Source organism: Brevundimonas sp. Root1279 (assembly GCF_001425945.1).
Taxonomy (GTDB): Bacteria; Pseudomonadota; Alphaproteobacteria; order Caulobacterales; family Caulobacteraceae; genus Brevundimonas.
Genome location: NZ_LMEB01000008.1, coordinates 236,453 through 259,684 on the forward strand (window position 1 = coordinate 236,453; position 23,232 = coordinate 259,684).

Consider the following 23,232-nt stretch of genomic DNA (forward strand, 5'->3'; position numbering starts at 1 on the left):
GGAGTCAGTCGATGTCATCGTCCCCCAACATGCCGCCTCGCAATCCGTGGCTTGCCGATAGCGTCTATCCGACATCGCATTTCAACACCGGCGCGACGGACTCGGTGCTTCATGCCGGCCTGACCGGGGGCAAGACGCTCAGAGCCGGTGAAGACGCGCTTTTCGTCCCCAACTTTATGGTCTCCAACCCGACCCTCAAGAAGATCGGGCCCGACACTATCGGGATCGGCAGCGGCATGTTCGGCATCCGCAAGCTCCTGCTGACGGACAAGCGTTTTGAATCCCTCTCGTACCTGCCCTACCCAGGCTTCGAGGCGCAGAACAGCAAGGCCACCGACGCGGCGACGCAGGCGCTGCTGGAGGCGTGGGACGGCGCCCGCCGGACCCGGGACGACGACCGACTCATTCAGGCCATCGACAAGATTGCGGACCTGGGCTTCAGCCACGAGGTCGGGATCAACGGGGTCTACAACCTGATCGACAAGGACGGCTTCCACTACTGCGTCTACGGCGGGACGAAGATCCTCAAATGCACCGACGACAACGAAGTGCGCGCGCCACTGCGGATCGTGCAGTCGGCCGATGTCGCACAGGCCATGCCGCCCGAGGCCGCCAGCGCGGTCTCGCGCATCATCGCCCTGAACATGACCTACGACGGCTTCCTGGCCGCGGCGGCGCCGGGCGCACTGGTCATTCTGGACCGAGACCTGAATGTGAAGGCCTGGGTCACCTTCTCGGGCGAGGCGGTGGACAACGGCATTCCGCTCGATGATCGCGGCGGCATCTATGTGGTCACGTCACGGCGCATGCTGAAGGTGATCTGGAACGGCGAGACCCTCTCCACCGACGAAAAAGACGGCGCGTGGGAGTCCGGCTACGAATGGATGCCGGATGAGAAGGCCTTTGCGCTCGGATCAATCTCGCGCGGCTCGGGGACCACGCCCACGCTGATGGGTTTCGGTGACGACCCGGACAAGCTGGTGGTGATCGCCGACGGGGCGGAAGGCGGCACGAATCTGGTGGCGTTCTGGCGCGATGAAATCCCGGAGGACTTCGAGCAGAAGCCAGGAACGAAATCCCGCCGCATCGCCGATCAGGCGCCGATCCACATCTCGAAGGCAACCATCGAGCCGTCGCCCAACGTCCTGGGTTACGGCGTGGCGGTGATCAACAGCACCTATCCTGAGCCCTATCCCAAACCCGGGTTCTGGAACGGCTTCACTGCCGGAATCACACGGCCTGCGCCGATGGGCGTGCAAAAGTTCAACTGGAACCCGCAGACCCGCCGGCTGGAGGAGGACTGGCTCAACAGCGAGATCGACAACAGCGACATCATGGTGCCCGTGGTCTCGGCCGCGACCAACCTGCTCTATTGCGCCAACAAGCGCGACGGCATCTATGAATACACGGGCATTGACTGGTCCACCGGCGAGACCCGGGCCCGGTGGGTGTTTCCGGACGACAGCGCCAAGTGGAACGCCTTCGGTGGTATCACGACCATCCTCGAAGATGGCGACCTGCTCATCGGCGGAGCATTCGGCCTGAAACGCATCGTCGCTTGAGGATTGCTTATCACCCTTAGGGGACGTTCGACGAGCCCGCTTGGGGCATGGCTCTGCACGGCGCTCGTGCATCAACGCAGCTGTGGGCATGGTCGTCCATCAAGCGGCTGACCGCTTCCGCCATCGGCCCGTTCGTGCGATGGCGGAAGGGTGAAGACCCCGTCCAAATCGCCGGCCCGGAAGACGTCCGCCGCCAAGGCCCCGCGCGGCTTCCCGACCTACGCGCTGGAGACCGTCCTCCTGCGCACCGTCGCCGGCCCGGTCTGCGGCGTCGACGAGGCCGGGCGTGGCCCCTGGGCCGGGCCCGTGTCGGCGGCGGCGGTGATCCTCAATCCCGACGACCTGCCAGAGGGCATCGACGACTCCAAGGCCCTGACCCACGCCAAGCGCGAGACGCTGGAGGCCGAGATCAAGGCCCGGGCCGTGGCCTGGGGCGTCGGCTTCGCCTCGGTCGAGGAGATCGCCGAGCTCAACATCCTGCACGCGACGGGCTTGGCCATGTGCCGCGCCATCGAGGCGCTGTCGGTGCAGCCGGTCGCCGCCCTGGTCGACGGCAACTATCGCTTCAAACTGCCCTGCGACGTGCAGACCGTGGTCGGAGGCGACGGCCTGTCGCTGTCGATCGCCGCCGCCTCCATCCTGGCCAAGACCGCCCGCGACCGGCTGATGGTCGCGCTCGACGCTGAATACCCCGGCTACGGCTTCGCCGGCCACAAGGGCTACAACGCCCCCGTCCACCAGCAGGCCCTCAAGACCCTCGGCCCCTGCCCCGCTCACCGTCGCGGCTGGGCGCCGATCAAGGCGCTGCTGGAGGAATAGCCCTCTTACGCGCAGCGGGTCACGGCCACGTCCGCCTCTGACGCACCCGTCCGCTAGGCTGGCCCGGCACGGGTCTTTGACAAACGAAACCACAGCGTCGCGACGCGCGAGATTCAGACAGACGATTCAGACTCTGTTTTTTTTTGCGCGGAGGAGTCTGACGGGGCCGCGCCGATTTCAGACGATTCAGACTCTTCAGACTCTGATTTTCACGCGCCGGAGTCTGAACCGGTCGCGCCGATTTCAGACGATTCAGACGATTCAGACTCTGTTTTTCGCCGGCCTCAGATGTGCAGCATGCCGCCCAGCATGGCGCCCATCATGGCCGCGGCGACGCCGCCGCCGACGACGGTCACCCAGTTGCGCAGCGCGCCGTGCGAGGGGGGAGCCGACGCCTGCTCGACCATGTCATTGGCGGGCCGACCGTCGAAGCGGTTCGGAACGGGCGGGCGCCAGGCGACGGCGTCGAAGGCGTCCACGGAGCGGCCATAGGCGCGATGGGCGTCCAGGCGACGGGCGGGGGTCATCGTCAGCGGTTCCATGGCCGCCTAACGATCCGGGACTCGTCCCGTTCCGTGCGGAGCGGTCAGGCCGCGTCGGCCAGCAGCCGCACCGGCCGTTCGCTGACCACGAACAGATATTCGACGTTCCGCAGCCGCCCGACCGAGCCGACCTTCTCGCCCTTGGGGTTGTGGATGCCGATGCGCGCCCCGACGTAGCGCGGCCGGGCGATCTCGATGACCTGCACCTCGCCCCGCGCCGACAGCATCTCGACCAGCTGGTCGCGGCCCAGGTAGCCCTCGTCGTTGAAGGAGACGAGCAGGTTCGGCGCCTGCAGCCCCTCGATGACGGACTGGAGCGCCGGGGCGATGCCGGGCCGGCTGTTGAACACGCTCTTGCGGGTCTTCACGTCGACCCGCTTGTTGGCCACCCCATAGGTCTCGGGCTTGTCCCACAGCACCAGGCTCTCCCAGCAGTGGTAGTTCCCGAGGTAGGAATGCTGGTTGTAGGGCGGGTCCAGGTAGACCAGGTCGGCCTCGATCTGCGGGGCCAGGGCGACCGCGTCGGCATGGGTCGCCCGGCACGGGCCGCCCGCGACGCCGGGCAGGACGTCGGGCATGCGCAGCTCCAGCGGCTTCAGCGCCCGGCTGGCCCATTGCTTCATGTAGGCCATCTGCAGGCCGGCGGTGGAATCCACCCGGTCGGCGGCCTCCATCAGGCTGACCAGGGCGATGGCCTCCAGCTCGGGCTCCAGCGCCAGGGCGGCGATCCGGTCGCGCATCGCGTCGATGCGGGCCCCGTTCTCGGGCGTGAAATAGCGGGCGTCCTCGCAGAAGCTCTTGGTGAACCAGCCGGCCTCGGGCGTCACCTGGCGCAGCTCGGCCAGCACGGCCTCGGCCTTGGCCAGCCAGCGCTCGCGGTCGGCTTGGACGTAGCAGGTGGCCAGGGCGTGGGCGTAGGCGTTGTGGTCGTTCGACCAGACCCGGAAGCCCTGCTTCTTCAGCGCATGACCGACCCGCGCCGAGCCCGAGAACAGGTCGCAGACCGTCCCGCCGTCGGGCAGCACCGCGGCGATGGTCGAGGCGATCTGCGTCAGCAGCGCCCGCTTGGACCCGATGTATTTGATCATGCCGATCCTTTGGGGATCAGCCCTTCTGGCCGCGCCCCTTGGCCGGAACATGCGCCAGTCGGAGCAGATTCGCAGCCCCCGGCGCGCCGAACGGCGTCCCGGCCAGGATCAGCAGGCGCTGGCCGGCCTCGGCCAGGCCGAACTCGACCGCCTTGGCGACGGCGTCGTCGGTGACCTCCTCCAGCGAGGCGGGCTCGCGGCTCAGGCGGGGCTCCAGGCCCCAGACCAGGGCCAGGCGGCGGGCGGTCTCGGGTCGCGGGGTCAGGGCCAGGACGGCCTGCAGCGGCCGCTCGCGCGACATCCGCCGCGCCGTTCCGCCCAGGGTCGTGAACACCACGACGCAGGCCGTCGACTGGGCCTCGGCCGCCTTGCGCGCCGCCGCCACCAGGGCGTCGACGTCATGCTCGTCCATGCCCGCGTGCTCGGCGTCCATCAGGCCGGGCCACATCGGGTCGTTCTCAACCCGCTCGATGATCCGGTTCATGATGCCGACCGACTCCAGCGGATAGTCGCCCGAGGCCGTCTCGGCCGACAGCATCAGGGCGTCGGCGCCCTCGTAGACGGCGTTGGCCACGTCCGAGGCCTCAGCCCGGGTCGGGGCCGGCGCGGAGGTCATCGACTCCAGCATCTGGGTGGCCACGATCACCGGCACGCCGCGCTGGCGGGCGGCGCGGATGATCCGCTTCTGCGCCACCGGCACCTCTTCGGGGTCCAGCTCGACGCCCAGGTCGCCGCGCGCGACCATGACGCCGTCGCAGTAGTCGAGGATGCTTTCGAGCTGATCCAGGGCCTGCGGCTTCTCGATCTTGGCCAGGCAGGCGGCCTTGCCCTTCACGATCTGCTTCAGCTCGGCCATGTCCTCGGCCTTCTGGACGAAGCTCAGCGCAACCCAGTCGACGCCGATGCGCAGGGCGAAGGCCAGGTCTTCGCGGTCCTTGGGGGTCAGGGCCGAGACCGGGATCACCGCCTCCGGCACCGCCACGCCCTTGCGGTCCGACAGCTTGGTGCCGCTCTCGACCGTCACGTCGGCCCACTCGTCGGTGCGCTCGCCGACGCGCAGCCGCACCCGGCCGTCGTCGAGCAGCAGCAGCATGCCGGTGCGCAGGGCCTTGAAGATCTCGGGATGCGGCATCTGCACCCGCGTCGCGTCGCCCGGGGTCGGGTCGAGGTCGAAGCGCATGGTATGGCCCGGCTTCACCTCGATCTCGACGTCGGCGAAGCGACCCAGACGGAGCTTGGGTCCCTGCAGGTCCGCGAGCACGCCCAGCGGGCGCTTCAGGGCCAGCTCGGCCCCGCGCACGGCCTTCAGCGCCGCCGCATGGTCCTCGTGCGAGCCGTGGCTGAAGTTGAGGCGGAAGACGTCGACGCCGGCCTGGGCCAGGGCCTTCACGGTGCCGGGGGCGCGGCTGGCGGGCCCCAGGGTCGCTACGATGCGGGCGCGCCGGGCTCTTTTCATGTGTCTTCTGGCCTTGGGAGGGAGCGTTCGCGCCCTTACTGCCAACGAAACGCCGCAGGGGTAAGGCCGCTCCGCCCGCGGAAACACGAAGTTATGGGAGGGCCGGTGGTGCGAGCGGCGGGGATCGAACCCGCATGACCGAGGTCGAGGGATTTTAAGTCCCTTGCGTCTACCAGTTTCGCCACGCTCGCGGGCCGTCTGGCCGGTCTAGCAGCGACCGGCTCGGCGCGCCACGCAGCGGGAGCGGGCCGAGGCCGCTCCCGCGATCCGCCTCGATCAGCGCGCCGCTTCGCCCGCCGGGCGCATGGCCCGGAAGTCGACGTCCGAATCCGCGATCAGATAGACCAGCCCCGCCCAGGCGGCGACGTTCTGGCTCAACTGTTCCGGGTCGATCTTGTCCAGGGTGTCGTCGGCCGTGTGGTGCAGGTCGAAATAGCGGCTGCCGTCCTGGCTCAGGCCGAACACCGGCACGCCGCCCTCGGCCAGCGGACCGATGTCGACGCCGCCATGCAGTTCGGGCTGCTGCGAAGGCAGGACGCCGATCGGGTACAGAACCTGGGTCGCCGCCTTGGCGAAGTCCGAGGCCTGGGCCCCCGGCGGCAGACGCAGGGCGTGGACACGGTCGGCGCCGAAGTCGCTTTCGCCGGCGATGATGTGCTTCTCGATGGCCGGGCCGATGTTGCGGACATAGGCGCCGCCGCCGTTGCCGGTGTCGGTCGGCTGGGCGACCTCCTCCGAGCCGTACAGCACGACGCGGACAGTCCGCGCCGGACGGCGACCGCTCTCCGCGATGGCCTTGGCCGCGGCCAGGGTGATGCCGCCGCCGGCGGCGTCATCGATGGCCCCGGTGCCCAGGTCCCAGCTGTCCATGTGCGAGCCCAGGACGATGACCTCGTCCGGACGCGACCGGCCTACGATCTCGCCGACCACGTTCTGCGACACCGTCTCATAGGTGTGCGCGGTCGAGGACAGGCTGATCCGCACCGGCTCGTTTAGGCCCAGCAGGCGGGACAGTTGGTCGGCGTCGGGCGCGCTGAGCGCAAAGGCCGGCAGGGGCACGCGGCCCTCGACATAGCGGGTGGTGCCGGTGTGCGGCATGCGGTGCTCGTCCGACCCCGCCGACCGCATGATGAAGGCCACCGCCCCCTTCGAGGCCGCCGCCGCCGGACCGGCGCCGCGGATGCGCGACAGCGGGCCGTAGCCCGAGCCGTCCTGCATGCGCACCATCTGACCTGCATCGACGAAGGCGATCTTGCCGTTCAACGAGCCGGCCGGGGCGGCGTTCAGCGCCTCCAGGCTGTCGAATCGGACCACCTCGGCCTCGATCACCCCGTTGGTGCCGGGCGAGTGGCCCAGGGCGGCGACGACCAGCCGCTGGGGTTGGGCGCCGACGATGGCGGCCTGTTCCTCGCCGCGCTCCCAGCCGACCAGCGGGAACTCTTCGACGCGGACGTTCTGGAAGCCGTGGGCGCGCATGTAGTCGGCGGCCCAGGCGGCGGCGGCCTGCTCCGAGTGCGAACCCGCCGGACGCGGCCCGAAGCGGGTGGTCAGTTGGGTCACGTAGTCCAAAGCGATGTTCTCCGCCTTGGCCGCATCGCGGATCTGCTCCGCCCGCTGGATGGTCGCGGCGTCCTGCGCGAGGGCGGGCGCGGCGAGGCTCAGCGCAAGCGCGCTGGCGGCGAGGAGGCGGGCGGACAGGCGCATGATCACTCCGGGGACTCACAGGGGAGGCCGGGAACCTAGACCGGGGATTCGATAGCGGGAAGCAGGCTTGGCCGGAGTTTTCCTTCGGCCGTCACAAGGCACGCCGGGGCTGGCTACTCGCCCTTGATCCAGGCCTCGACCGGGCCCTGCAGCTTGACGGTCAGGGCCTTGCCGCGGCGGTCGACGCGGTTGCCGACGGCCAGGCGGACCCAGCCTTCCGAAATGCAGTATTCCTCGACGTTGGTCTTCTCTTCGCCCTTGAAGCGGACGCCGACGCCCTTCGACAGCAGGTCGGCGTCGTGGAACGGGCTGTCGGGGTCGACGGAAAGTCGGTCGGGGATGACGTCGGTCATGGGAAGGCTCGTCTAAGGATCAGCCGCCGCCTTTAGCCGACCCGGTCCCCGCCTCCAAGGCCCGATGCGGGACTTGACCTAACCCGGCGTCAATCCGCTAAGTTCGTTGCGAATAGAGACGGACCTCATGAGCGACCTCATCATTCGCGACTTCACGTCCGCCGCCGCCGATGGCTTCCCGCTGTCGATGCGGCTGGTCTCGGCGGCCGCGCCGAGCGTCGCCGTCCTGGTCAGTTCGGGCACCGGCTTTCCCAAGGGCTTCTACGACCGATTCGCCCGCCACCTGACCGGGCGCGGCGCGGCCGTCCTGACCTACGACTTCCGCGGCATCGCCGGTTCTCGCCCAGAAGATTTGGCGGCGATGCGGATGGACTATCCCGACTGGGGCCGGCTCGACATGCCCGCGGCCCTGGACGCCCTGGCCGAGGCCGCGCCCGGCCTGCCGATCGTCCACGTCGGCCATAGCGTCGGCGGCCACTTCCTCGGCTTCATGCCCAACCACGCCCGCATCGCGCGGCACGCCTTCGTCTCGGTCGGCAGCGGCTATTGGGGCCGGCACCACCGGTCCTACAACCCGCTCGAGCTGTTCTTCTGGCTCGGCTACGGCCCGTACAGCCTGGCGCGGCACGGCTACATCAAGGGCGGCGGCCTGTGGGCGGGAACCGACCTGCCGCGCGGCGTCTGGGAGACCTGGCGACGCTGGTGCCTGAAGGAGCCCTATTTCCTCGACGAGCTGAAGGACCAGCTTCAACCGCACCACTTCGACGCCGTGACCGCTCCGATCCGCTCGTGGATCTTCACCGACGACCCGATCGCCACGCCCAGGACCTCGCCGATCCTCCTGCAGGTCTATCCCAACGCGCCCAAGGAGGTCGTCGTCCGCAAGCCCGCCGATTACGGCGTCGCCCGCATCGGCCACGAGGGCGCCTTCCGCCGGGGGATGGAGCCGCTGTGGGACGAGATGTTCGACTGGCTGCTTGAACCGAGCGTCGCACCGCATAGGTAAGCGCACCCTTCCCGGAGCGCTCCCCATGTCCGCACAGTCCGCTATCGCCGTTGACGGCCACGCAATCCCCCAGCTCGGCTTCGGCACCTGGATGCTCGAGCCCGAAGACGCCCGGCGGATGGTCGCCGAGGCCCTGCGCATCGGCTACCGCCACATCGACACGGCGTGGATCTACAAGAACGAGGCCGCCGTCGGCGACGGCATCCGCGACGCCATCGCGGCTGGCCATGTGGCCCGCGAGGACATCTGGCTGACGACCAAGATCTGGGTCGAGCATTTCGATCGCGAGGGTCTTTTGAAACAGGCCGAGGAATCGGCCGCCAGCCTGGGCTTCACCCCCGACCTGCTGTTGCTGCACTGGCCCAAGGCCTCGCCGGCCCTGAAGGAGACCATCGAGGCGCTGAACGAGGCCAAGGATAAGGGCCTGACCCACGCCATCGGCCTGTCCAACTTCCCCTCGAAGGAGTTCCGCGAGGCCCAGGCGCTGTCAAAGGCCCGGCTGATCACCAACCAGGTCGAGTACCACCCCTACCAGAAGCTGACGACGCTGCTTGAGACGGCCAGGGACCTCGGCTCCTCGATCACCGCCTGGTCGCCGCTGGCCCAAGGCAAGATCGCCGATGACCCGACGATCAACGAGATCGGAAAGGCCCACGGCAAGTCGGCCGGCCAGATCACCCTGCGCTGGCTGATCCAACAGGGCGTCATCGCCATCCCGCGCACGACCAAGGTCAGCCGCGCCCAGGAGAGCTTCGACATCTTCGACTTCGAGCTGTCCGCCGAGGAGATGCAGCGCATCCACGCCCTGGCCCGTCCCGACGGCCGTCTCGGCGACTGGCTCGACAAGGACTTCCAATGGGACGAAGAATGGGCGTGAGGCGTCCCGCCTAGAGGACGTCACGGGAGCGACGTTCATGGGTTCGGTGCTGGGATTTCCCGGCGTCGATCCGCTCGATGCGGCGGTCGGCGCGAGGCTGAAGCGGTGGCGGGAGCAGCGCGGCATGACCGTCGTCGAACTCGCCCGACTGATCGATCTGACCCCAGAGGAAGAGCGCCTAGCGGAAGCCGGGCGCGCCCACCTCTCCACCGCCCAGATCGGCGCCGCGACCAGCGCCCTGCACTTGCCGCTGTGGGCCCTCGTCTCCGACACGCGGGCCTACTGAGATGGCCCGGGACCGCGCCGCCTACCTCTGGCGCGCGGTCTTCGCGGCCGTCGGCTGGGCGGCCCTGGCGCTGAAATTCTGGCTGATGGCGCGCAGCCTGCCCGAGCTGAACCTGTTCGCCCTGACCCTGCGCTACTTCAGCTTCTTCACCATCCTGGGCACCGTGCTGGTGGTGCTGGCCCTGACCGCGCCGGTGGTCGCGCCCGGCTCCCGACTGGGCCGCTGGGCCGAGGCGCCGGGCGTCCGCTCGGCGGTGGCGATGTACATTACGGTCGTCGCGGTGGCCTATCACTTCCTGCTGTCCAGCCCGTGGACCCCCGTCACGCTCGATGTGGTCGCCACCGTGCTGCTGCACTACGTCCTGCCGGCCGCCTACATCCTCGACTGGCTGATGTTCACGCCCAAGGGGACGCTGACCTGGAGCCACCCGATCAAATGGCTGTCCTTCCCGGCCGCCTACGGCGTCTGGACCGTGATCCATGGCTACGCCACCGGCTTCTGGCCCTACTGGTTCGTCAACGTGCCGCAGCTGGGGCTGGAGCGGACCATCTTCTGGGCCGTGTCCCTGCTGGTCTTCTTCCTTGGAGCGGGCTGCGCCCTGGTGCTGATCGACCGCTATGCGCTTGGGCGTGACAGGCGAGCTCGCGCCGCCTAATCCAACGGCATGGCTTACCAATCGCTTCGCGACTTCATCGACATCCTCGAAGCCGAGGGCGAACTGGTGCGCGTGTCCGAACCGGTCTCGACCCACCTCGAGATGACCGAGATCCAGACCCGGCTGCTGCGCAACGGCGGCCCCGCGGTGATCTTCGAAAAGCCGGTCATGCCCGACGGCTCGATCAGCCCCATCCCCTGCCTCGCCAACCTGTTCGGCACGGTGAAGCGGGTGGCCATGGGCGTGACCCTGGAGAAGAAGAAACGCACCACCGCCGGCGAACTGCGCGAGGTCGGCGAGTTGCTGGCCTTCCTGCGCAACCCGACCCCGCCGCGCGGCCTCGGCGACGCCATGGAGATGCTGCCGCTGGCGCAGACGGTCATGGCGATGCGGCCGAAGGTGCTGAAGACCGCCCCGGTCCAGCAGATCGTGCTCAAGGGCGACCAGATCGATCTGACCTCGCTGCCGATCCAGGGCTGCTGGCCCGGCGAGCCCGCGCCGCTGATCACCTGGGGCCTCGTCGTCACCAAGGGGCCCTCGGACGCCCGCGAGGACGACTTCAACTTGGGCATCTACCGCATGCAGGTGCTGGGCAAGGACAGGGCCATCATGCGCTGGCTCGCCCATCGCGGCGGGGCCCAGCACTACGCCCGCCACAAGAAGGCCGGCGCCAAGGAGCCCCTGCCCTGCGCCGTCGTGCTCGGCGCCGACCCGGGCACTATCCTGGCCGCCGTCACTCCGGTGCCGGACACCCTGTCGGAATACCAGTTCGCGGGCCTGCTGCGCGGCCAGAAGGCCGAGCTGGTTCCCTGCAAAACCGTGCCGCTGATGGTCCCGGCCCACGCCGAGATCGTGCTCGAGGGCCACGTCCTGCTCGATGAGCACGCGCCCGAGGGCCCCTACGGCGACCACACCGGCTACTACAACTCGGTCGAGACCTTCCCGGTCTTCCAGGTCACCGCCATCACCATGCGGCGCGACCCCATCTACCTGACCACCTTCACCGGCCGGCCGCCGGACGAGCCCTCGGTGCTGGGGGAGGCGCTGAACGAGGTCTTCATCCCCCTGCTGCGCCAGCAGTTCCCCGAGATCACCGACTTCTGGCTCCCGCCCGAGGGCTGCAGCTACCGCATCGCCGTGGTGTCGATGAAGAAGGCCTACCCCGGCCACGCCAAGCGCGTGATGCTGGGCGTGTGGAGCTACCTGCGCCAATTCATGTACACCAAGTGGGTCATCGTCGTGGACGACGACATCGACGCCCGCGACTGGAAGCAGGTCATGTGGGCCATCTCCACCAAGATGGACCCCGCGCGCGACATCACCGTCATCGAGAACACCCCGATCGACTATCTCGACTTCGCCAGCCCGGAGAGCGGCCTCGGCTCCAAGATCGGGCTGGACGCCACGGACAAGTGGGAGCCCGAGACCAAGCGCGAATGGGGTGAGGAGATCCGTATGGACGCCGAGGTCGTCGACCGCGTTTCCGACATGTGGGACCGTCTCGGCCTGCCCGGCGACGGCTCGCCGATCTGGAAACGGTGACCCGTCAGGACTGGTAGAGCGCCGCGGCCCAGGCGCCTCTTCGCCCAGCCACGCCTGCTCCTGCGCCTCCAGCCCGCTGCGGTCCCGCCTGCACGGGTGACGCCGCCCCTTCGCTCGCCTAGGCTGTATCGGCAAGGGTGGGGGACCAATGAGCGCGTTCGAATTCTTCTTCAGCTTCTACGGCCTGCTGCTGGGCCTCTCGCTCGCGGTCATCGCCACGGGCGCGGCCACCGCGATCCAGCATCGCCGCAAACTGCGGATCGGCTGGCTGACGCCCCTGCTGGCCGTCTTCGTCGCACTGGATGTCGCCAGCTTCTGGGACTTCGCCTGGTCGACATTCCGCGAAACGCCGTTCAGCTACGGCCTGCTGGTCGCCAGCCTGGTCGTCGCAGTGGTCTATTTCATCGCCGCCTCCCTCGTCTTCCCGCATCAGATCGAGGAGGGCATGTCGCTGGACGACCACTTCTTCGCCAACAAACGGATCGTCCTGCTCCTGACAACGGCCGCCAATGCGCTGGCCGTCCTGGTCGCCGCCCCGATTATCCTCAGCAAACCCGATGGCCTCATGCTGGCGCTCAACGCAGGCTCCGCCGTCCTGATGTACGTCGCCCTTGTCGTGCCCGCGGCGCTCATCCGCAGCACCAAGGTCTTCGCCATCCTGACGGGGATCCACATCGTCCTGTACCTGATGTCGGCGATCGCCACCGCGGCCGTCCCCGACCTGGCGGAGAAGATGCAGCGCGCCGCGCCCGCGGCCCCGGCCACGGCCCCGGCTGCGCCCTGATCCATGAGCGCGTTCGAGTTCTTCTTCAGCTTCTACGGCCTGCTGCTGGGCCTGTCGGTGGCCGAGCTCGTCGGCGGCTTTGCGCGGGTCCTGCACGAGCGTCAGCGGGTTCGATTCGGCTGGCTCACGCCCCTGCTCGCCGTCTTCGTCGCCATGGACGTAGCGACCTTCTGGTCCCAAGCGTGGACCATCTTCCAGGGCGCGCCCTTCAACTTGTCGCTGCTCTTCCTGGGTCTGGTCGTCGCCGCAACCTTCTATGTCGCCGCCAGCGTGACCTTCCCGCGCGTCACCGCCGAAGGGGTCAGTGATCGCATCGATCTCGACGCCCATTTCTGGGCCCACCGACGGCTGGTCTTCAGCTGCGTGCTGGCCGCCAATCTGATCGTCGCCACGCTGTTCGCGACCCTGATGAGCGTGAACGCCGAGTTCGCGGCCCTCTCCACCCCGCGCCTCTGGGTCGGCATGGCGATCTTCGTTTTCGGCACGGCCGCCGCGGCCTTCGCGCCCTGGCGGCGGCTCGCCGTCGGCGCCCTGATCGTGGTGGTCGCCTACAGCGTCTTCAACGTGCTGCGCTCGGCTGCCGTCCTCGTCGCCGCCGGCGGATGGTCGCCGCCCGGCGGCTGAGCCACTTGAACTGGGAGCCGTCATGGCCGAGGAACGCCCCATGCGCACCGCCGTCCTGATCGCCGCCGCGCTGGCGGCCCTCCTTCCGAGTACCGCCATGGCCCAGACTCCGTCGTCCGTCCCGAACGCCGCCCCCTGGGACCAGGCCTTCCTGCCGCCCGCGCCGCGCTGGGACGGCGCCAGCCGCGCCCTGCTACGCGACGCCTCCGATCCTTGGGTGACCGCCTTCGAGGCCGACGCCGAGCACGACTTCAGCCCGACCTATGTCGATACCCGCGCCTGGTTCGACCGCCTCGACGCCGCTTCGGACCTGATCCGCATCGAGCAGTTCGGCGTCTCGCCGGAGGGCCGGCCGATCTACGCCGTCATCGCCTCCAAGGACGGCGCGGCCTTCGACCCGTCCAAGCCTGTGCTGCTGGCCCAGGCCGGCATCCATCCGGGCGAGATCGACGGCAAGGACGCGGGCATGATGCTGCTCCGCGACATCGCCTTCTACGGCAAGGACGACCTGCTCGATCGGGTCAACCTGATCCTGATCCCGATCCTGTCGGTCGACGGCCACGAGCGCGCCGGCGCCTACAGCCGTCCGAACCAGCGTGGGCCCCGCATCCAGGGCTGGCGCAATACGGCGACCAACCAGAACCTGAACCGCGACTACCTCAAGCTCGACCAGCCCGAGATGCGGGCGGTGCGCGGCCTGATCGTGAAGTACAAGCCGGACCTCTACGTCGACATCCACGTCACCGACGGCATGGATTACCAATACGACGTCACCTACGGCTACAACGGCGAGAACGGGCTCTACTCGCGCTCGCCGGCGACCGCGAAGTGGCTCGACGATGCCTTCAAGCCGGCGATCAACGCCGCGCTCGAGGTCCAGGGCCACATCCCTGGCGAACTGGTCTTCGGCATCGGCGACAGCAATCCGCGCGAGGGCCTGTCGGACGGCGGTCTCGGCGAGCGCTTCTCCAACGGCTGGGGCTCCGCCGCCCACGTGCCGACCATCCTGATCGAGAACCACAGCCTGAAGCCGCACGAACAGCGCGTGCTGGGCACCTATGTTTTCCTCGAACGCGCAATGCGCCTGTTGGCCGAGGACGGCGCCCACCTGCGCACGGCCATCGCCGCCGACAGCGCCCTGCGCCCGGCCGAGATTCCGGCCAACTTCGTCCAGGACGACAAGCCGATCTCGACCCGCGCCTTCAAGGGCATCACCTACGAACTGTACGACAGCCCCGCCTCGGGCCGTCAGGAGATCCGTTGGCTCGGCCAGGCTGATCCCGAGCTGTGGCGGATGCCCTTCTACTCGTCGCACCCGTCGCTGACGCTGAAACGGCCGGAGGCCTACTGGGTGCCGTCCTATCGCACCGACATCATCGAACGTCTGCGCGTCCACGGCGTGACCATGGAGACCCTGGACGCCCCGCGCACGGTCGGCGTCGAGATGCTGCGCCTCGACGATCCCAAGGTGGCGACGCGCCCGAACGAAGGTCATGTGCCGATCACGGTGACGTCGGTCACGCCGGTGGCCCGCGACTGGACCTTCCCGACCGGCTCGGTGCGCGTGCCGACGGACCAGCCGCTGGGCGACATCGTCGTCCTGCTGCTTGAGCCGCAATCTAGCGAGAGCTTCTTCGCCTGGGGCATGTTCCCTGAGGTGCTCAGCCGCGTCGAATACATCGAGGGCTACGCCATCGCTCCGCTGGCCGAGAAGATGCTGGCCTCTGACCCGGCCCTGAAAGCCGAGTTCGAAGCCAAGCTGGCGTCCGACGCTGCCTTCGCCGCCGATGGCGACGCCCGCCTGCAGTGGTTCTACGAGCGGACGCCCTTCTACGACGATCATTTCCGCCTCTATCCGGTGGCGCGCGAAAACTAGGGGGACCGCATGACGCTCGAAGAGGCCCTGGCCTTCCACACCGAGGCCTTCCAGGCGGTCGCCCTGTGGACCGGCTTGTCGCTGCTCCTGATCCTGGCCCTGTCGATCCGCATCAGCCTGCGCCGCCGTCGGCTCAAGGTCTCGGTCGGCGACGGCGGCCATGCCGAGTTGACCTCGACCACCCGCGCCTTCGGCAACGCCATCGAATACATCCCAGTGGCCCTCGTGGCCCTGGCCATCGTCGCGGTCTTCTACAGCGCCGAGGTGGTCCACATGCTCGGGGCCGCCTTCCTGATCGGGCGGGTGCTGCACGCTTGGGGAATGGCGCAGGCGACGCAGCCGGCGCCGGGTCGGCTGATCGGCATGATCCTGACCTATCTGACCTTCCTCGCCGCCGCGGGCCTGCTGATCTTCGCCGCCTGGTCCTGAGGGCGGTTGCGCCTCAGGGGCCGCACCGTCATATCGGGGCATGACCTCCCCGCGTGACGCCGCCGCCGCCGACTTCCTGCCCGACCTCGTTTCCGCGGCGCTGAAGGCCGGCGCCGACGCCGCCGAGGCCGTCACCGCCCAGCGCGCCTCCCTGTCCGTCGGCGTCCGCAACGGCACGCTGGAGGACGTCGAGCGCGAGGAGAGCCGCGACCTCGGGCTGCGCGTCTTCATCGGTCGCCGCCAGGCCACCGTCTCCGCCTCGGACCTGTCCGAAGCGACTCGCGCCCGCCTGGTTGAGCGCGCCGTGGCCATGGCCCGTCTGGCCCCTGAGGACCCCTACGCCGGCCTCGCCCCCGAGGATCGTCTGGCCCGCGGCCCGTTCGTCGACCTCGACCTGTATGACCCCAGCGAACGCAGCGCCGCTGAGCTGGAGGCCGCCGCCGCCGAGGCCGAAGCCGCCGCCCTCGCCGTGCCCGGCGTCGCCAAGTCCGAGGGCGGCCACGCCTCGACCTCGTCCAGCCGTTGGCGGATGGTCACCTCGCACGGTTTCGACGGAGCCTATCAGGGCTCGGCCTTCTCGCTCGGCGCCGGTGTCATCGCCGAAAAGGACGGGGCCATGGAGCGCGGCGGCGAGCACCGCGCCGTCCGCCATCTGTCCGACCTGCCGTCGGCCCAGTCGATCGGCGACTTCGCCGGCCGCCGCGCGGTGGCCCGCACCGGCCCGCGCAAGATCGCCTCGACCACCGCCCCGGTGATCTTCGAGAACCGGGTCGCCATGCAGGTGATCTCGCCCTTGGTCGGCGCCATCGCCGGCCCCTCGATCGCCCGCGGCACCTCCTTCCTCAAGGACAAGCTCGGCCAGCGCGTCCTGCCCGAGGGCGTCGACTTGATCGACGACCCGTTCCGCCCGCGCGGCCTCGGCTCCACGCCTTTCGACGACGAGGGCGTCGCCGTCACCCGCCAGGCCCTGGTCGAGGACGGCGTTCTGACCACGTGGCTGCTCAACTCGTCCGCCGCCGCCCAGCTGGGCCTGGCCTCGACGGGCCACGCCTCGCGAGGCCTCGCCGGCCCGCCTGGGGTCTCGACCCACAACCTGCACCTGGCCCCGGGCGACCGCGACCTCGCCGGCCTGATGAGCGACGCCGGAACCGGCCTGCTGATCACGTCGATGTTTGGCCCCTCGCTGAACGGCAACACCGGCGACTGGTCCGCCGGGGTCTCCGGCTTCTGGTTCGAGAACGGCGAACTGGCCTGGCCTGTCAGCGAGGTCACCGTCGCCGGCAAGTTGATCGACCTCTACGCCCGTCTCCAACGCGGCTCCGACCTCGAGTTCCGCGGCTCGAGCAACAGCCCCTCCCTCCTGTTCGACGCGGTGGCCATCGCAGGCAAATGACCGACTACGTCGCCGACCTCGACCTGATCCGCAGCGCAGCCCTGGCCGCCGGCGAACTGGCGATGGGCGAGCGCGAGCGCGGCCTGAAGATCTGGTCCAAGTCTGGCGGTTCGCCGGTCACCTCGGCCGATCTGGCTGTCGACAAACTGTTGAGCAGCACGCTGCTGAAGGCGAGACCTGACTACGGCTGGCTGTCCGAGGAGACCGTCGACAACGCCGAGCGCCTGTCGCGGCGCCGGCTGTTCGTGGTCGATCCGATCGACGGAACCGTCGCCTACATGAAGGGCAAGCCGTGGTGGTGCATCCCGATCGCCGTCGTGGAGGATGGCCGTCCGGTCGCCGCGGTCATCCACGCCCCGGCGCTGAACGAAACCTTCGCGGCCACCCTCGGCGGCGGCGCGACCCTGAACGACCGACCGATCACCGCCTCGGACACCACCGATCTGGACGACGCCTCAGTCCTGGCCGACGCCCGGCTGATGGAAGCCCCGCACTGGCCTGAGCCCTGGCCCGCCATGCGCTTCGAAAAGCGCAACGCCATCGCCTACCGCATGGCCCTGGTTGCGGCCGGAGCGTTCGACGCCGCCATAGCCCTGACGCCGAAGTGGGACTGGGACGTCTGCGCCGGCGCCCTGATCGCCGAGGAGGCCGGCGGAAAGGTCAGCGACCATCACGGTGGCGCTTGGCGCTTCAACCAGGCCGATCCGCGTCAAAGCAGCCTGATATGTTCCGCCCCGGCCCTCCACCCGTTGATCGTACGGCGGACAACGCCTATTCCGCTCGCGCCGCGATAAACCCTCCGCCCCCCGGACCCTCTCCATGACCACCGAAACGCCCCAGCTGCTGCACATCGTCATCGGCGGCGAGCTGACGAGCCTGACCGGCTCTGAATTCCGCGACCTCAGCAAGGTTGAGTTTGTCGGCGCCTTCCCGAACTACGAGGAAGCCCGCAAAGCCTGGAAGGGCCGGGCGCAGGCGACGGTCGACAACGCGCACATGCGGTATTTCATCCTGCACGCGCACCGGCTGATCGATCCGGCCGCCGACGGCGGTCACGACCACTAGGGAGGACGGGGAACCGGGTCTCGGCCTGACGCGCTTTCTGGCGTATATTGCCACGCCTGCGCGGGAGAGACCCATGGCCCCCACCCTGATCGTCCTGGCCCTTCTGGCCCTCGGCGTCGTCATCGTCGTCTGGGCGACGCGAGGGAAGAAGTCGCTACCGACGACGCATGTCTCACAGGAAGCCGACACCGCCTGGAATGATCCGATCACGCCGGGCCAGCCCGCGCGTCCGATCCATCCCGCCGAAGAGCCGGCCGCTCATGCGCCGCCGGCGGGAGAGCCTCGCCATTGACCCTGTTCGGCCGCACCCTCGGCGCCGAGGAAATCGCCGGCCTCGTCTTCCTGCTGATGACGCTGGTCATGTGGATCGTCGTCTGGCGGCGTGACCGGGGTGCGACCCGCTGGTTCCGGGGTTGGGAGGCCGACCGCAGGTCGCGCCGCGAGGCCGAGCTGTCCGCCGAACAGGACGACCGGCGCCCGCCGCCCGCCTCGGACGGCCCGCGCGGGCCGTGGGGCTGAACCCCTACTCGCGCTTCAGCAGCCTCTCGGTCAGCAGGGTGCCCCACCACTGCGCCTTGAACTCGGCGCGGATCGCCTTGGGGTCGTAGGCGTCGCTGTCGATCCAATCGAGGAAGCTGACCCCGGTCGGCTCCACCTCCTTGAGGTATTTCTCCAGCGTGTAGTCCAGCACCCCGGTCAGGCCCTCGCGGTGGTGCAGGTATTTCTTGTCGAGCTGTTTGATCGCCTCCGAGATCGGCTCGCCCAGGTGGAAGTGGCGGTAGAAGACCGCCATCATCCCGGCCCGGTCAGCCCCCGACTTGCAGTGGATCAGCACCGGATATTCGATCGTCTCGAACAGCTTGCGCGCCCGGTGCACGCGATCCTTCTGAGGCGGATCGCGACTGTCCAGCGGCGCATCGATCAGGGTCAGGCCCAGTCGCTCGCAGGCGTCCTTCTCCAGCGCATAGTAGGCCTCGTCCCGCACGCCGCGCAGGTTGATGACCGTCTTGATCCCCCGGGACTTCCAATAGGCTAGCTGTTTCGGCGACGGCTGGTTGGTGCGAACCAGGTCGGGCCCCAGCCAGTGGGCGTTGGAGAACCAGGTCCTGAGGAAGGCGTGGTCCTTCCAGACATAGTCCCAGTGCGCCTTGAATCGTCCGCCGAAAGTGCTGAGGTCGTAGCGCGCCATGGGCGGGAGATAGCGGTTCAGGGCCCGATCGTCATCCGTCCGCGGAGCGTTACATTTCGGGCGCGACAAGCGCGACATCCACGACAACAGCCGCCGGCGCCCTACGGCCGGGCCGGCGTCCGCGGCTCCGGCCCTCCGGCGCCCGCCCTAGGGTCCGGACCTGATGGTTCGGCCTTGCCTAGGCGGCCAAGGTCCGCGGGAAGCGTCCGATGCGAAGCAAGGAGAAAGACATGACCGCGGTTCGACCGGGTGGGGGGACCCTGATCGCCAAATACCTGATCGGCCTGCTGCTGCTGATCGTAGGGGTGGCGCTGATCCTGTTCGGAAGCTTCGAGGGGCGGGGCTTCCTGACCACGATCGGCGTGCTGATCGCCGCCATCGGCATCCTTCTGATCGTGATGAAGGTGATCGCGCGCAACCGACCGCCCGGCTGATCTGTCCGCTAGCCGACGGTAATTCGCGGGTCAGTCAACCTGATCAGCGATCACTGCGCACAACCCGAACGGCATAAGCAGAAAACACGCGTCGGTTGACGGCAACGCTTGACGGGTCCTCGCGAAGTCCCTCCTGTTGACGTCAGGTTAAGTGTTCGGTCGTCCGGACACGTGGGGGAGTCGGGGCTTGGGGGAGCATTTCATGGCCAGACCGTGCGCGTCCTTCCTCGCGCCCTTCGCCGTTGCGGCGACGCAGACCCTGACCCGACGCGCGCGCGGCGCGTCGCCGGCCGACCTGCCCAATTCCTGATTCCATCAACGAGGAGACGACCATGGCCCTGGAAGACACCGACGACCGCTACGCCCTCATCCAACTGGACGAGGACGCGCCTGAATCCGTCTCCGGCGACGTCCAGTACGTCGGCGCCGACGACGACCATGCGCCCTTCCCCGGCCTGGAGCCTGTGGTCTCGCCGATCGACGCCAACATCGACGGCACGGGCGGCACGGTCGCCGGCAAGCCGGTGTGGACGATCGAACAGGTCATGGCCCACCTGAACCGCACCGGCATCTCGTGGACGCCGGGTCCGAACAACGCCGTGCCCAACAGCGGCTCGGCGGCGGTGATCAATTTCGGCTTCTTCAACACCCAGGACGAGGTGTTTGAGAACGGGTACGGCTACGCGCTGAACGGCGGCCTGTACGCCTTCACCGAATACTTCAACTTCGCGGCCTTCACGACCGCCCAGCGCGACGCCACCCGCGCGGCGATCCAGGCCTGGGACGACCTGATCTCGACCACCTTCGTCGAGACGTCGGCCGCCGACGCCGACATGAATTTCGGCAATCTGCTGAACGCCCCGAGCACCCAAGCCTACGCCCGCCTGCCCGCGGCGACGATCACCACCAACCCGATCGTCAATCCGCAGATCCGCGAGATGGGCGGCGACGTCTGGGTCAGCACGGCCCAGGCCAGCAATTTCCAGCTGGATGAGGGCCTCTACGGCATCCACACCCTGGTGCACGAAGCGGGCCACGCTCTCGGCCTCAGCCACCCGGGCGCCTATAACGCCGCGCCGGGCCTGAGCATCACCTATCCGGTCAACGCCGAATACGCCCAGGACACCCGCGCCTATACGGTGATGTCCTACTTCAACGCCTCGTCGCTGGGCGCGCGCCACTTCGACTTCCACGTCTCGACGACGGTCTATGCGGCGACCCCGCTGATCCACGACATCGCCGCCATCCAGGCGATCTACGGCGCGGACATGACCACCCGCACGGGCGACACCACCTACGGCTTCAACTCGAACGCCGGGCGCGACTCCTACGACTTCACTCTGACCCCGGCGCCGATCATGGCCATCTGGGACGCCGGCGGCATCGATACCCTGGACGCCTCGGGCTATGACACCACCCAGCTGATCGACCTGACCCCGGGGTCGCTCAGCAGCATCGGCGGCGTCACCGCGGCCTCGGCCCCGAGCTTCGCCCAGACCAACCTGAACCGCGCCGCGGCCGGCTATGCCCCGATCACCCTGGCCACCTACAACGCCAACATCGCCGCCCTGATCGCCAATCCGGTGGTCGGCCGCCTGACCGACAACGTCGGCATCGCCTATGGCGCGATCATCGAGAACGCCGTCGGCGGCTCGGGCGCGGACGCCATCATCGGCAACACGGCTGACAACGTCCTGACCGGCAACGCCGGCGACGACGTCATGCTGGGCCGCGAAGGCAACGACACCCTGAACGGCGGCGTCGGCAATGATCAAATGGACGGCGGCGTCGGCGCCGACCTGATGACCGGCGGCGCGGGCAATGACCTCTACGTCGTGGACGACGCCGGCGATCAGGTGGTCGAAGCCGACGAAGTGGGCGTCGACGAGGTCCGCACCAGCCTGGCGGCCTACACCCTCGGCCAGAACGTCGAGAACCTGACCGGGACCGCCGCCACCGGCCAGATTCTGACCGGCAACGGCCTGAACAACGTCATCCTGGCCGGCGCGGGCGACGACACGCTCAACGGCGGTGCGGGCAACGACTACCTCGACGGCGGCGCGGGCGCGGACAACATGACCGGCGGCTCGGGCGACGACACCTACGTCGTCGACAACGCCGGCGATCGCGTCAACGAGTCGCCCAACAGCGGCGTGGACACGATCCGCACCACCCTGGCCAACTACACCCTGGCCCAGCATCTCGAGAACCTGACGGGGACCGGGACCAGCACCCAGCGCCTGACCGGCAATACGCTGGACAACATCATCATCGGCGGCTCGGGCGACGACTTCCTCAGCGGTCTGACCGGTTCGGACGAACTGCACGGCGGCTCGGGCAATGACTCGCTCGACGGCGGGACCAGCGACGACGTCCTGTACGGCGACGCGGGCGACGACAGCCTCACTGGCGGCACGGGCGCGGACGACCTGTTCGGCGGCGCCGGCGCCGACGCGCTCGACGGCGGCACCGGAGACGACCTGCTCGTCGGCGGCGACGGCGCGGACTCGATCAGCGGCGGCACCGGCGCGGACATCATCGTCGGCGGCGCCGGCGACGACTTCCTGACCGGCGGCACGGGTGGAGACCTCTTCATCCTCGGCCTAGGCTCGGGCGACGACGTCATCCGCGACTTCGGCAACGGCGACGTCATCGACTGGTCGGCCTTCACCGCCGCCGGCATCGGCAACACGATCAGCTACTCCACCGCCGGCGTGCTGATCAGCTTCGACGACGGCTCGTCCGTGCTGCTCGAAGGCGCCACCAGCCGCGACCTGCGCGGCGCCTGGTTCGACGCCACCCCGGCCTCGGATCCGGATTGGTACCTGGCGGCCTAAGGCCTTCGACCGGGAAGAGGCCCCGCCGCTTCTTCCCGGTCGGTTTTATTGCTGCAGCAACGTCACCGCCGCCGTCCTTGCAGGGGGGGCGGCGGCTTCTTTTTCTTCAGTGACGGACCACCGAACCGGTCAACCAGTTGTCCTTAAGGCGCACCTCTGCATGCGCCGCGCCGCCTACGGCGCGCACCTCGACCGGTTTCACAACAACGTCCGTCGATCTCATATAAGACTCAGGCCCCTCGACCAGGGCCATCACCAGATAAGCGCCGTCCGGGACGCCCTCGAAGCGGAATCCCCCGCTCGCATCGCAGACGCCTTCTCGCACGACGGCCCGGGATTCTTCGGGCCAGGTCCAGCTGGGCGAGGCGATCAATGTGCTGTCGCTCCAGTACCCGTCGTTCGTCACCGGCAGCATGTAATGTACGTCGAGCGTCCAGCGCATATGCGGCGTGTCGGGGATCAGCCGGACGATTCGGCCGGCGCAGGTCAGCACCTTCCGGACAGTCGTCGACGGACGCCCGTAGCTGCTCTCGGTCCACATCGTGTCAATCATCACGGTCCCTGTGACCGTCGCGCCGGGCCCGAGCGCCCAGGCGTGCTCCGCTGCATTGAAGGGAGCCAGGCGGGTGGCGGTGTTCTCTTCCTGCGCACGCTGGACCGCGGCCAGGGTCATGCACCCGGACGGCAGGACGGCCAGCGGCAAGAGGAGCG

Annotated in this window: 25 protein-coding genes and 1 tRNA gene; 18 read left to right on the forward strand and 8 right to left on the reverse strand. The window is 68.7% G+C overall.

The features are described 5' to 3' along the window. Window positions 1–11 precede the first annotated feature (11 nt). Both ASC65_RS13115 and ASC65_RS13120 read left to right on the forward strand, forming a co-directional pair. A complete protein-coding gene (locus ASC65_RS13115; protein ID WP_056454078.1) occupies window positions 12–1,562 on the forward strand; it encodes a hypothetical protein in 1,551 nt (516 codons plus the stop codon). A 225-nt stretch (window positions 1,563–1,787) separates the two neighbouring features. Then, on the forward strand, window positions 1,788–2,381 hold the full coding sequence (locus ASC65_RS13120) for a ribonuclease HII (protein WP_056454206.1): 594 nt from the start codon (window positions 1,788–1,790) through the stop codon (window positions 2,379–2,381). 284 nt (window positions 2,382–2,665) lie between these two features. On the opposite strand, the gene ASC65_RS13125 is transcribed toward ASC65_RS13120, so the two are convergent. The 6 genes from ASC65_RS13125 to ASC65_RS13150 form a co-directional block, all read right to left on the reverse strand. Then, window positions 2,666–2,923: a hypothetical protein gene (locus ASC65_RS13125; protein WP_056454080.1), complete on the reverse strand. Its 258-nt coding sequence runs from the start codon at window positions 2,921–2,923 to the stop codon at window positions 2,666–2,668. Between the two features lie 44 nt (window positions 2,924–2,967). Beyond that, entirely contained in the window at window positions 2,968–4,011 is a 1,044-nt protein-coding gene (locus ASC65_RS13130) for a DNA adenine methylase (RefSeq protein ID WP_056454084.1), read from the reverse strand. 16 nt (window positions 4,012–4,027) lie between these two features. Continuing rightward, window positions 4,028–5,467 (reverse strand): pyruvate kinase, encoded by a 1,440-nt coding sequence (pyk, locus tag ASC65_RS13135; RefSeq protein ID WP_056454085.1) that lies wholly within the window; start codon window positions 5,465–5,467, stop codon window positions 4,028–4,030. A gap of 106 nt (window positions 5,468–5,573) precedes the next feature. Beyond that, a tRNA-Leu gene (locus ASC65_RS13140) sits at window positions 5,574–5,658 on the reverse strand. Between the two features lie 85 nt (window positions 5,659–5,743). Further along, window positions 5,744–7,171 carry a M20/M25/M40 family metallo-hydrolase gene (locus ASC65_RS13145; protein ID WP_056454086.1) on the reverse strand — a complete coding sequence of 476 codons (1,428 nt, stop codon included), beginning with the start codon at window positions 7,169–7,171 and terminating at the stop codon, window positions 5,744–5,746. A gap of 113 nt (window positions 7,172–7,284) precedes the next feature. After that, window positions 7,285–7,524, reverse strand: a complete 240-nt coding sequence (locus ASC65_RS13150; RefSeq protein ID WP_056454087.1) for a DUF3297 family protein — start codon at window positions 7,522–7,524, stop codon at window positions 7,285–7,287. A gap of 127 nt (window positions 7,525–7,651) precedes the next feature. Here ASC65_RS13150 and ASC65_RS13155 point away from each other — a divergent pair, with 127 nt between their 5' ends. From ASC65_RS13155 to ASC65_RS13220, 14 genes are all read left to right on the forward strand, one after another. Then, window positions 7,652–8,530 (forward strand): alpha/beta hydrolase family protein, encoded by an 879-nt coding sequence (locus tag ASC65_RS13155; RefSeq protein ID WP_056454088.1) that lies wholly within the window; start codon window positions 7,652–7,654, stop codon window positions 8,528–8,530. A 25-nt stretch (window positions 8,531–8,555) separates the two neighbouring features. Continuing rightward, window positions 8,556–9,407, forward strand: coding sequence for an aldo/keto reductase (locus ASC65_RS13160; protein WP_056454090.1), 852 nt, complete (start codon window positions 8,556–8,558; stop codon window positions 9,405–9,407). A 37-nt stretch (window positions 9,408–9,444) separates the two neighbouring features. Continuing rightward, complete coding sequence (locus ASC65_RS13165) at window positions 9,445–9,693, forward strand: helix-turn-helix domain-containing protein (protein WP_056454093.1); 249 nt, start codon at window positions 9,445–9,447, stop codon at window positions 9,691–9,693. A gap of 1 nt (window position 9,694) precedes the next feature. Further along, a complete protein-coding gene (locus ASC65_RS13170; protein ID WP_056454094.1) occupies window positions 9,695–10,348 on the forward strand; it encodes a Pr6Pr family membrane protein in 654 nt (217 codons plus the stop codon). A 9-nt stretch (window positions 10,349–10,357) separates the two neighbouring features. Then, a complete protein-coding gene (locus ASC65_RS13175; RefSeq protein WP_056454096.1) occupies window positions 10,358–11,890 on the forward strand; it encodes a UbiD family decarboxylase in 1,533 nt (510 codons plus the stop codon). A gap of 148 nt (window positions 11,891–12,038) precedes the next feature. Further along, on the forward strand, window positions 12,039–12,674 hold the full coding sequence (locus ASC65_RS13180) for a hypothetical protein (RefSeq protein WP_056454099.1): 636 nt from the start codon (window positions 12,039–12,041) through the stop codon (window positions 12,672–12,674). A gap of 3 nt (window positions 12,675–12,677) precedes the next feature. Further along, window positions 12,678–13,298: a hypothetical protein gene (locus ASC65_RS13185; protein ID WP_056454101.1), complete on the forward strand. Its 621-nt coding sequence runs from the start codon at window positions 12,678–12,680 to the stop codon at window positions 13,296–13,298. Window positions 13,299–13,338: 40 nt separating this feature from the next. Beyond that, window positions 13,339–15,174 carry a M14 family metallopeptidase gene (locus tag ASC65_RS13190; RefSeq protein WP_056454209.1) on the forward strand — a complete coding sequence of 612 codons (1,836 nt, stop codon included), beginning with the start codon at window positions 13,339–13,341 and terminating at the stop codon, window positions 15,172–15,174. Window positions 15,175–15,183: 9 nt separating this feature from the next. Then, entirely contained in the window at window positions 15,184–15,603 is a 420-nt protein-coding gene (locus tag ASC65_RS13195; protein WP_056454102.1) for an MAPEG family protein, read from the forward strand. A gap of 40 nt (window positions 15,604–15,643) precedes the next feature. Then, window positions 15,644–16,996 (forward strand): TldD/PmbA family protein, encoded by a 1,353-nt coding sequence (locus ASC65_RS13200; protein WP_056454104.1) that lies wholly within the window; start codon window positions 15,644–15,646, stop codon window positions 16,994–16,996. Beyond that, window positions 16,993–17,790, forward strand: coding sequence for a 3'(2'),5'-bisphosphate nucleotidase CysQ (locus ASC65_RS13205; protein ID WP_056454106.1), 798 nt, complete (start codon window positions 16,993–16,995; stop codon window positions 17,788–17,790). The genes ASC65_RS13200 and ASC65_RS13205 overlap by 4 nt, the downstream gene beginning before the upstream one ends. A 25-nt stretch (window positions 17,791–17,815) precedes the next feature. Continuing rightward, window positions 17,816–18,061 carry a DUF4170 domain-containing protein gene (locus tag ASC65_RS13210; RefSeq protein WP_056454107.1) on the forward strand — a complete coding sequence of 82 codons (246 nt, stop codon included), beginning with the start codon at window positions 17,816–17,818 and terminating at the stop codon, window positions 18,059–18,061. Between the two features lie 73 nt (window positions 18,062–18,134). Further along, window positions 18,135–18,353 (forward strand): hypothetical protein, encoded by a 219-nt coding sequence (locus tag ASC65_RS13215; protein ID WP_056454110.1) that lies wholly within the window; start codon window positions 18,135–18,137, stop codon window positions 18,351–18,353. Continuing rightward, window positions 18,350–18,580: a hypothetical protein gene (locus tag ASC65_RS13220; RefSeq protein WP_056454113.1), complete on the forward strand. Its 231-nt coding sequence runs from the start codon at window positions 18,350–18,352 to the stop codon at window positions 18,578–18,580. Before ASC65_RS13215 ends, ASC65_RS13220 begins: the two co-directional genes overlap by 4 nt. A gap of 4 nt (window positions 18,581–18,584) precedes the next feature. Here the strand turns inward: ASC65_RS13220 and ASC65_RS13225 are convergent, their stop codons facing one another. Beyond that, window positions 18,585–19,250 carry a fused DSP-PTPase phosphatase/NAD kinase-like protein gene (locus ASC65_RS13225; RefSeq protein WP_056454116.1) on the reverse strand — a complete coding sequence of 222 codons (666 nt, stop codon included), beginning with the start codon at window positions 19,248–19,250 and terminating at the stop codon, window positions 18,585–18,587. Between the two features lie 230 nt (window positions 19,251–19,480). Between ASC65_RS13225 and ASC65_RS13230 the strand changes: the two genes are divergently transcribed. Next, window positions 19,481–19,684 carry a hypothetical protein gene (locus ASC65_RS13230; RefSeq protein ID WP_056454117.1) on the forward strand — a complete coding sequence of 68 codons (204 nt, stop codon included), beginning with the start codon at window positions 19,481–19,483 and terminating at the stop codon, window positions 19,682–19,684. Between the two features lie 332 nt (window positions 19,685–20,016). After that, entirely contained in the window at window positions 20,017–22,521 is a 2,505-nt protein-coding gene (locus tag ASC65_RS13235) for a M10 family metallopeptidase C-terminal domain-containing protein (RefSeq protein ID WP_056454120.1), read from the forward strand. Between the two features lie 106 nt (window positions 22,522–22,627). Here the strand turns inward: ASC65_RS13235 and ASC65_RS13240 are convergent, their stop codons facing one another. After that, a complete protein-coding gene (locus ASC65_RS13240) occupies window positions 22,628–23,194 on the reverse strand; it encodes a hypothetical protein (protein WP_156459665.1) in 567 nt (188 codons plus the stop codon). Between the last annotated feature and the right edge of the window lie 38 nt (window positions 23,195–23,232).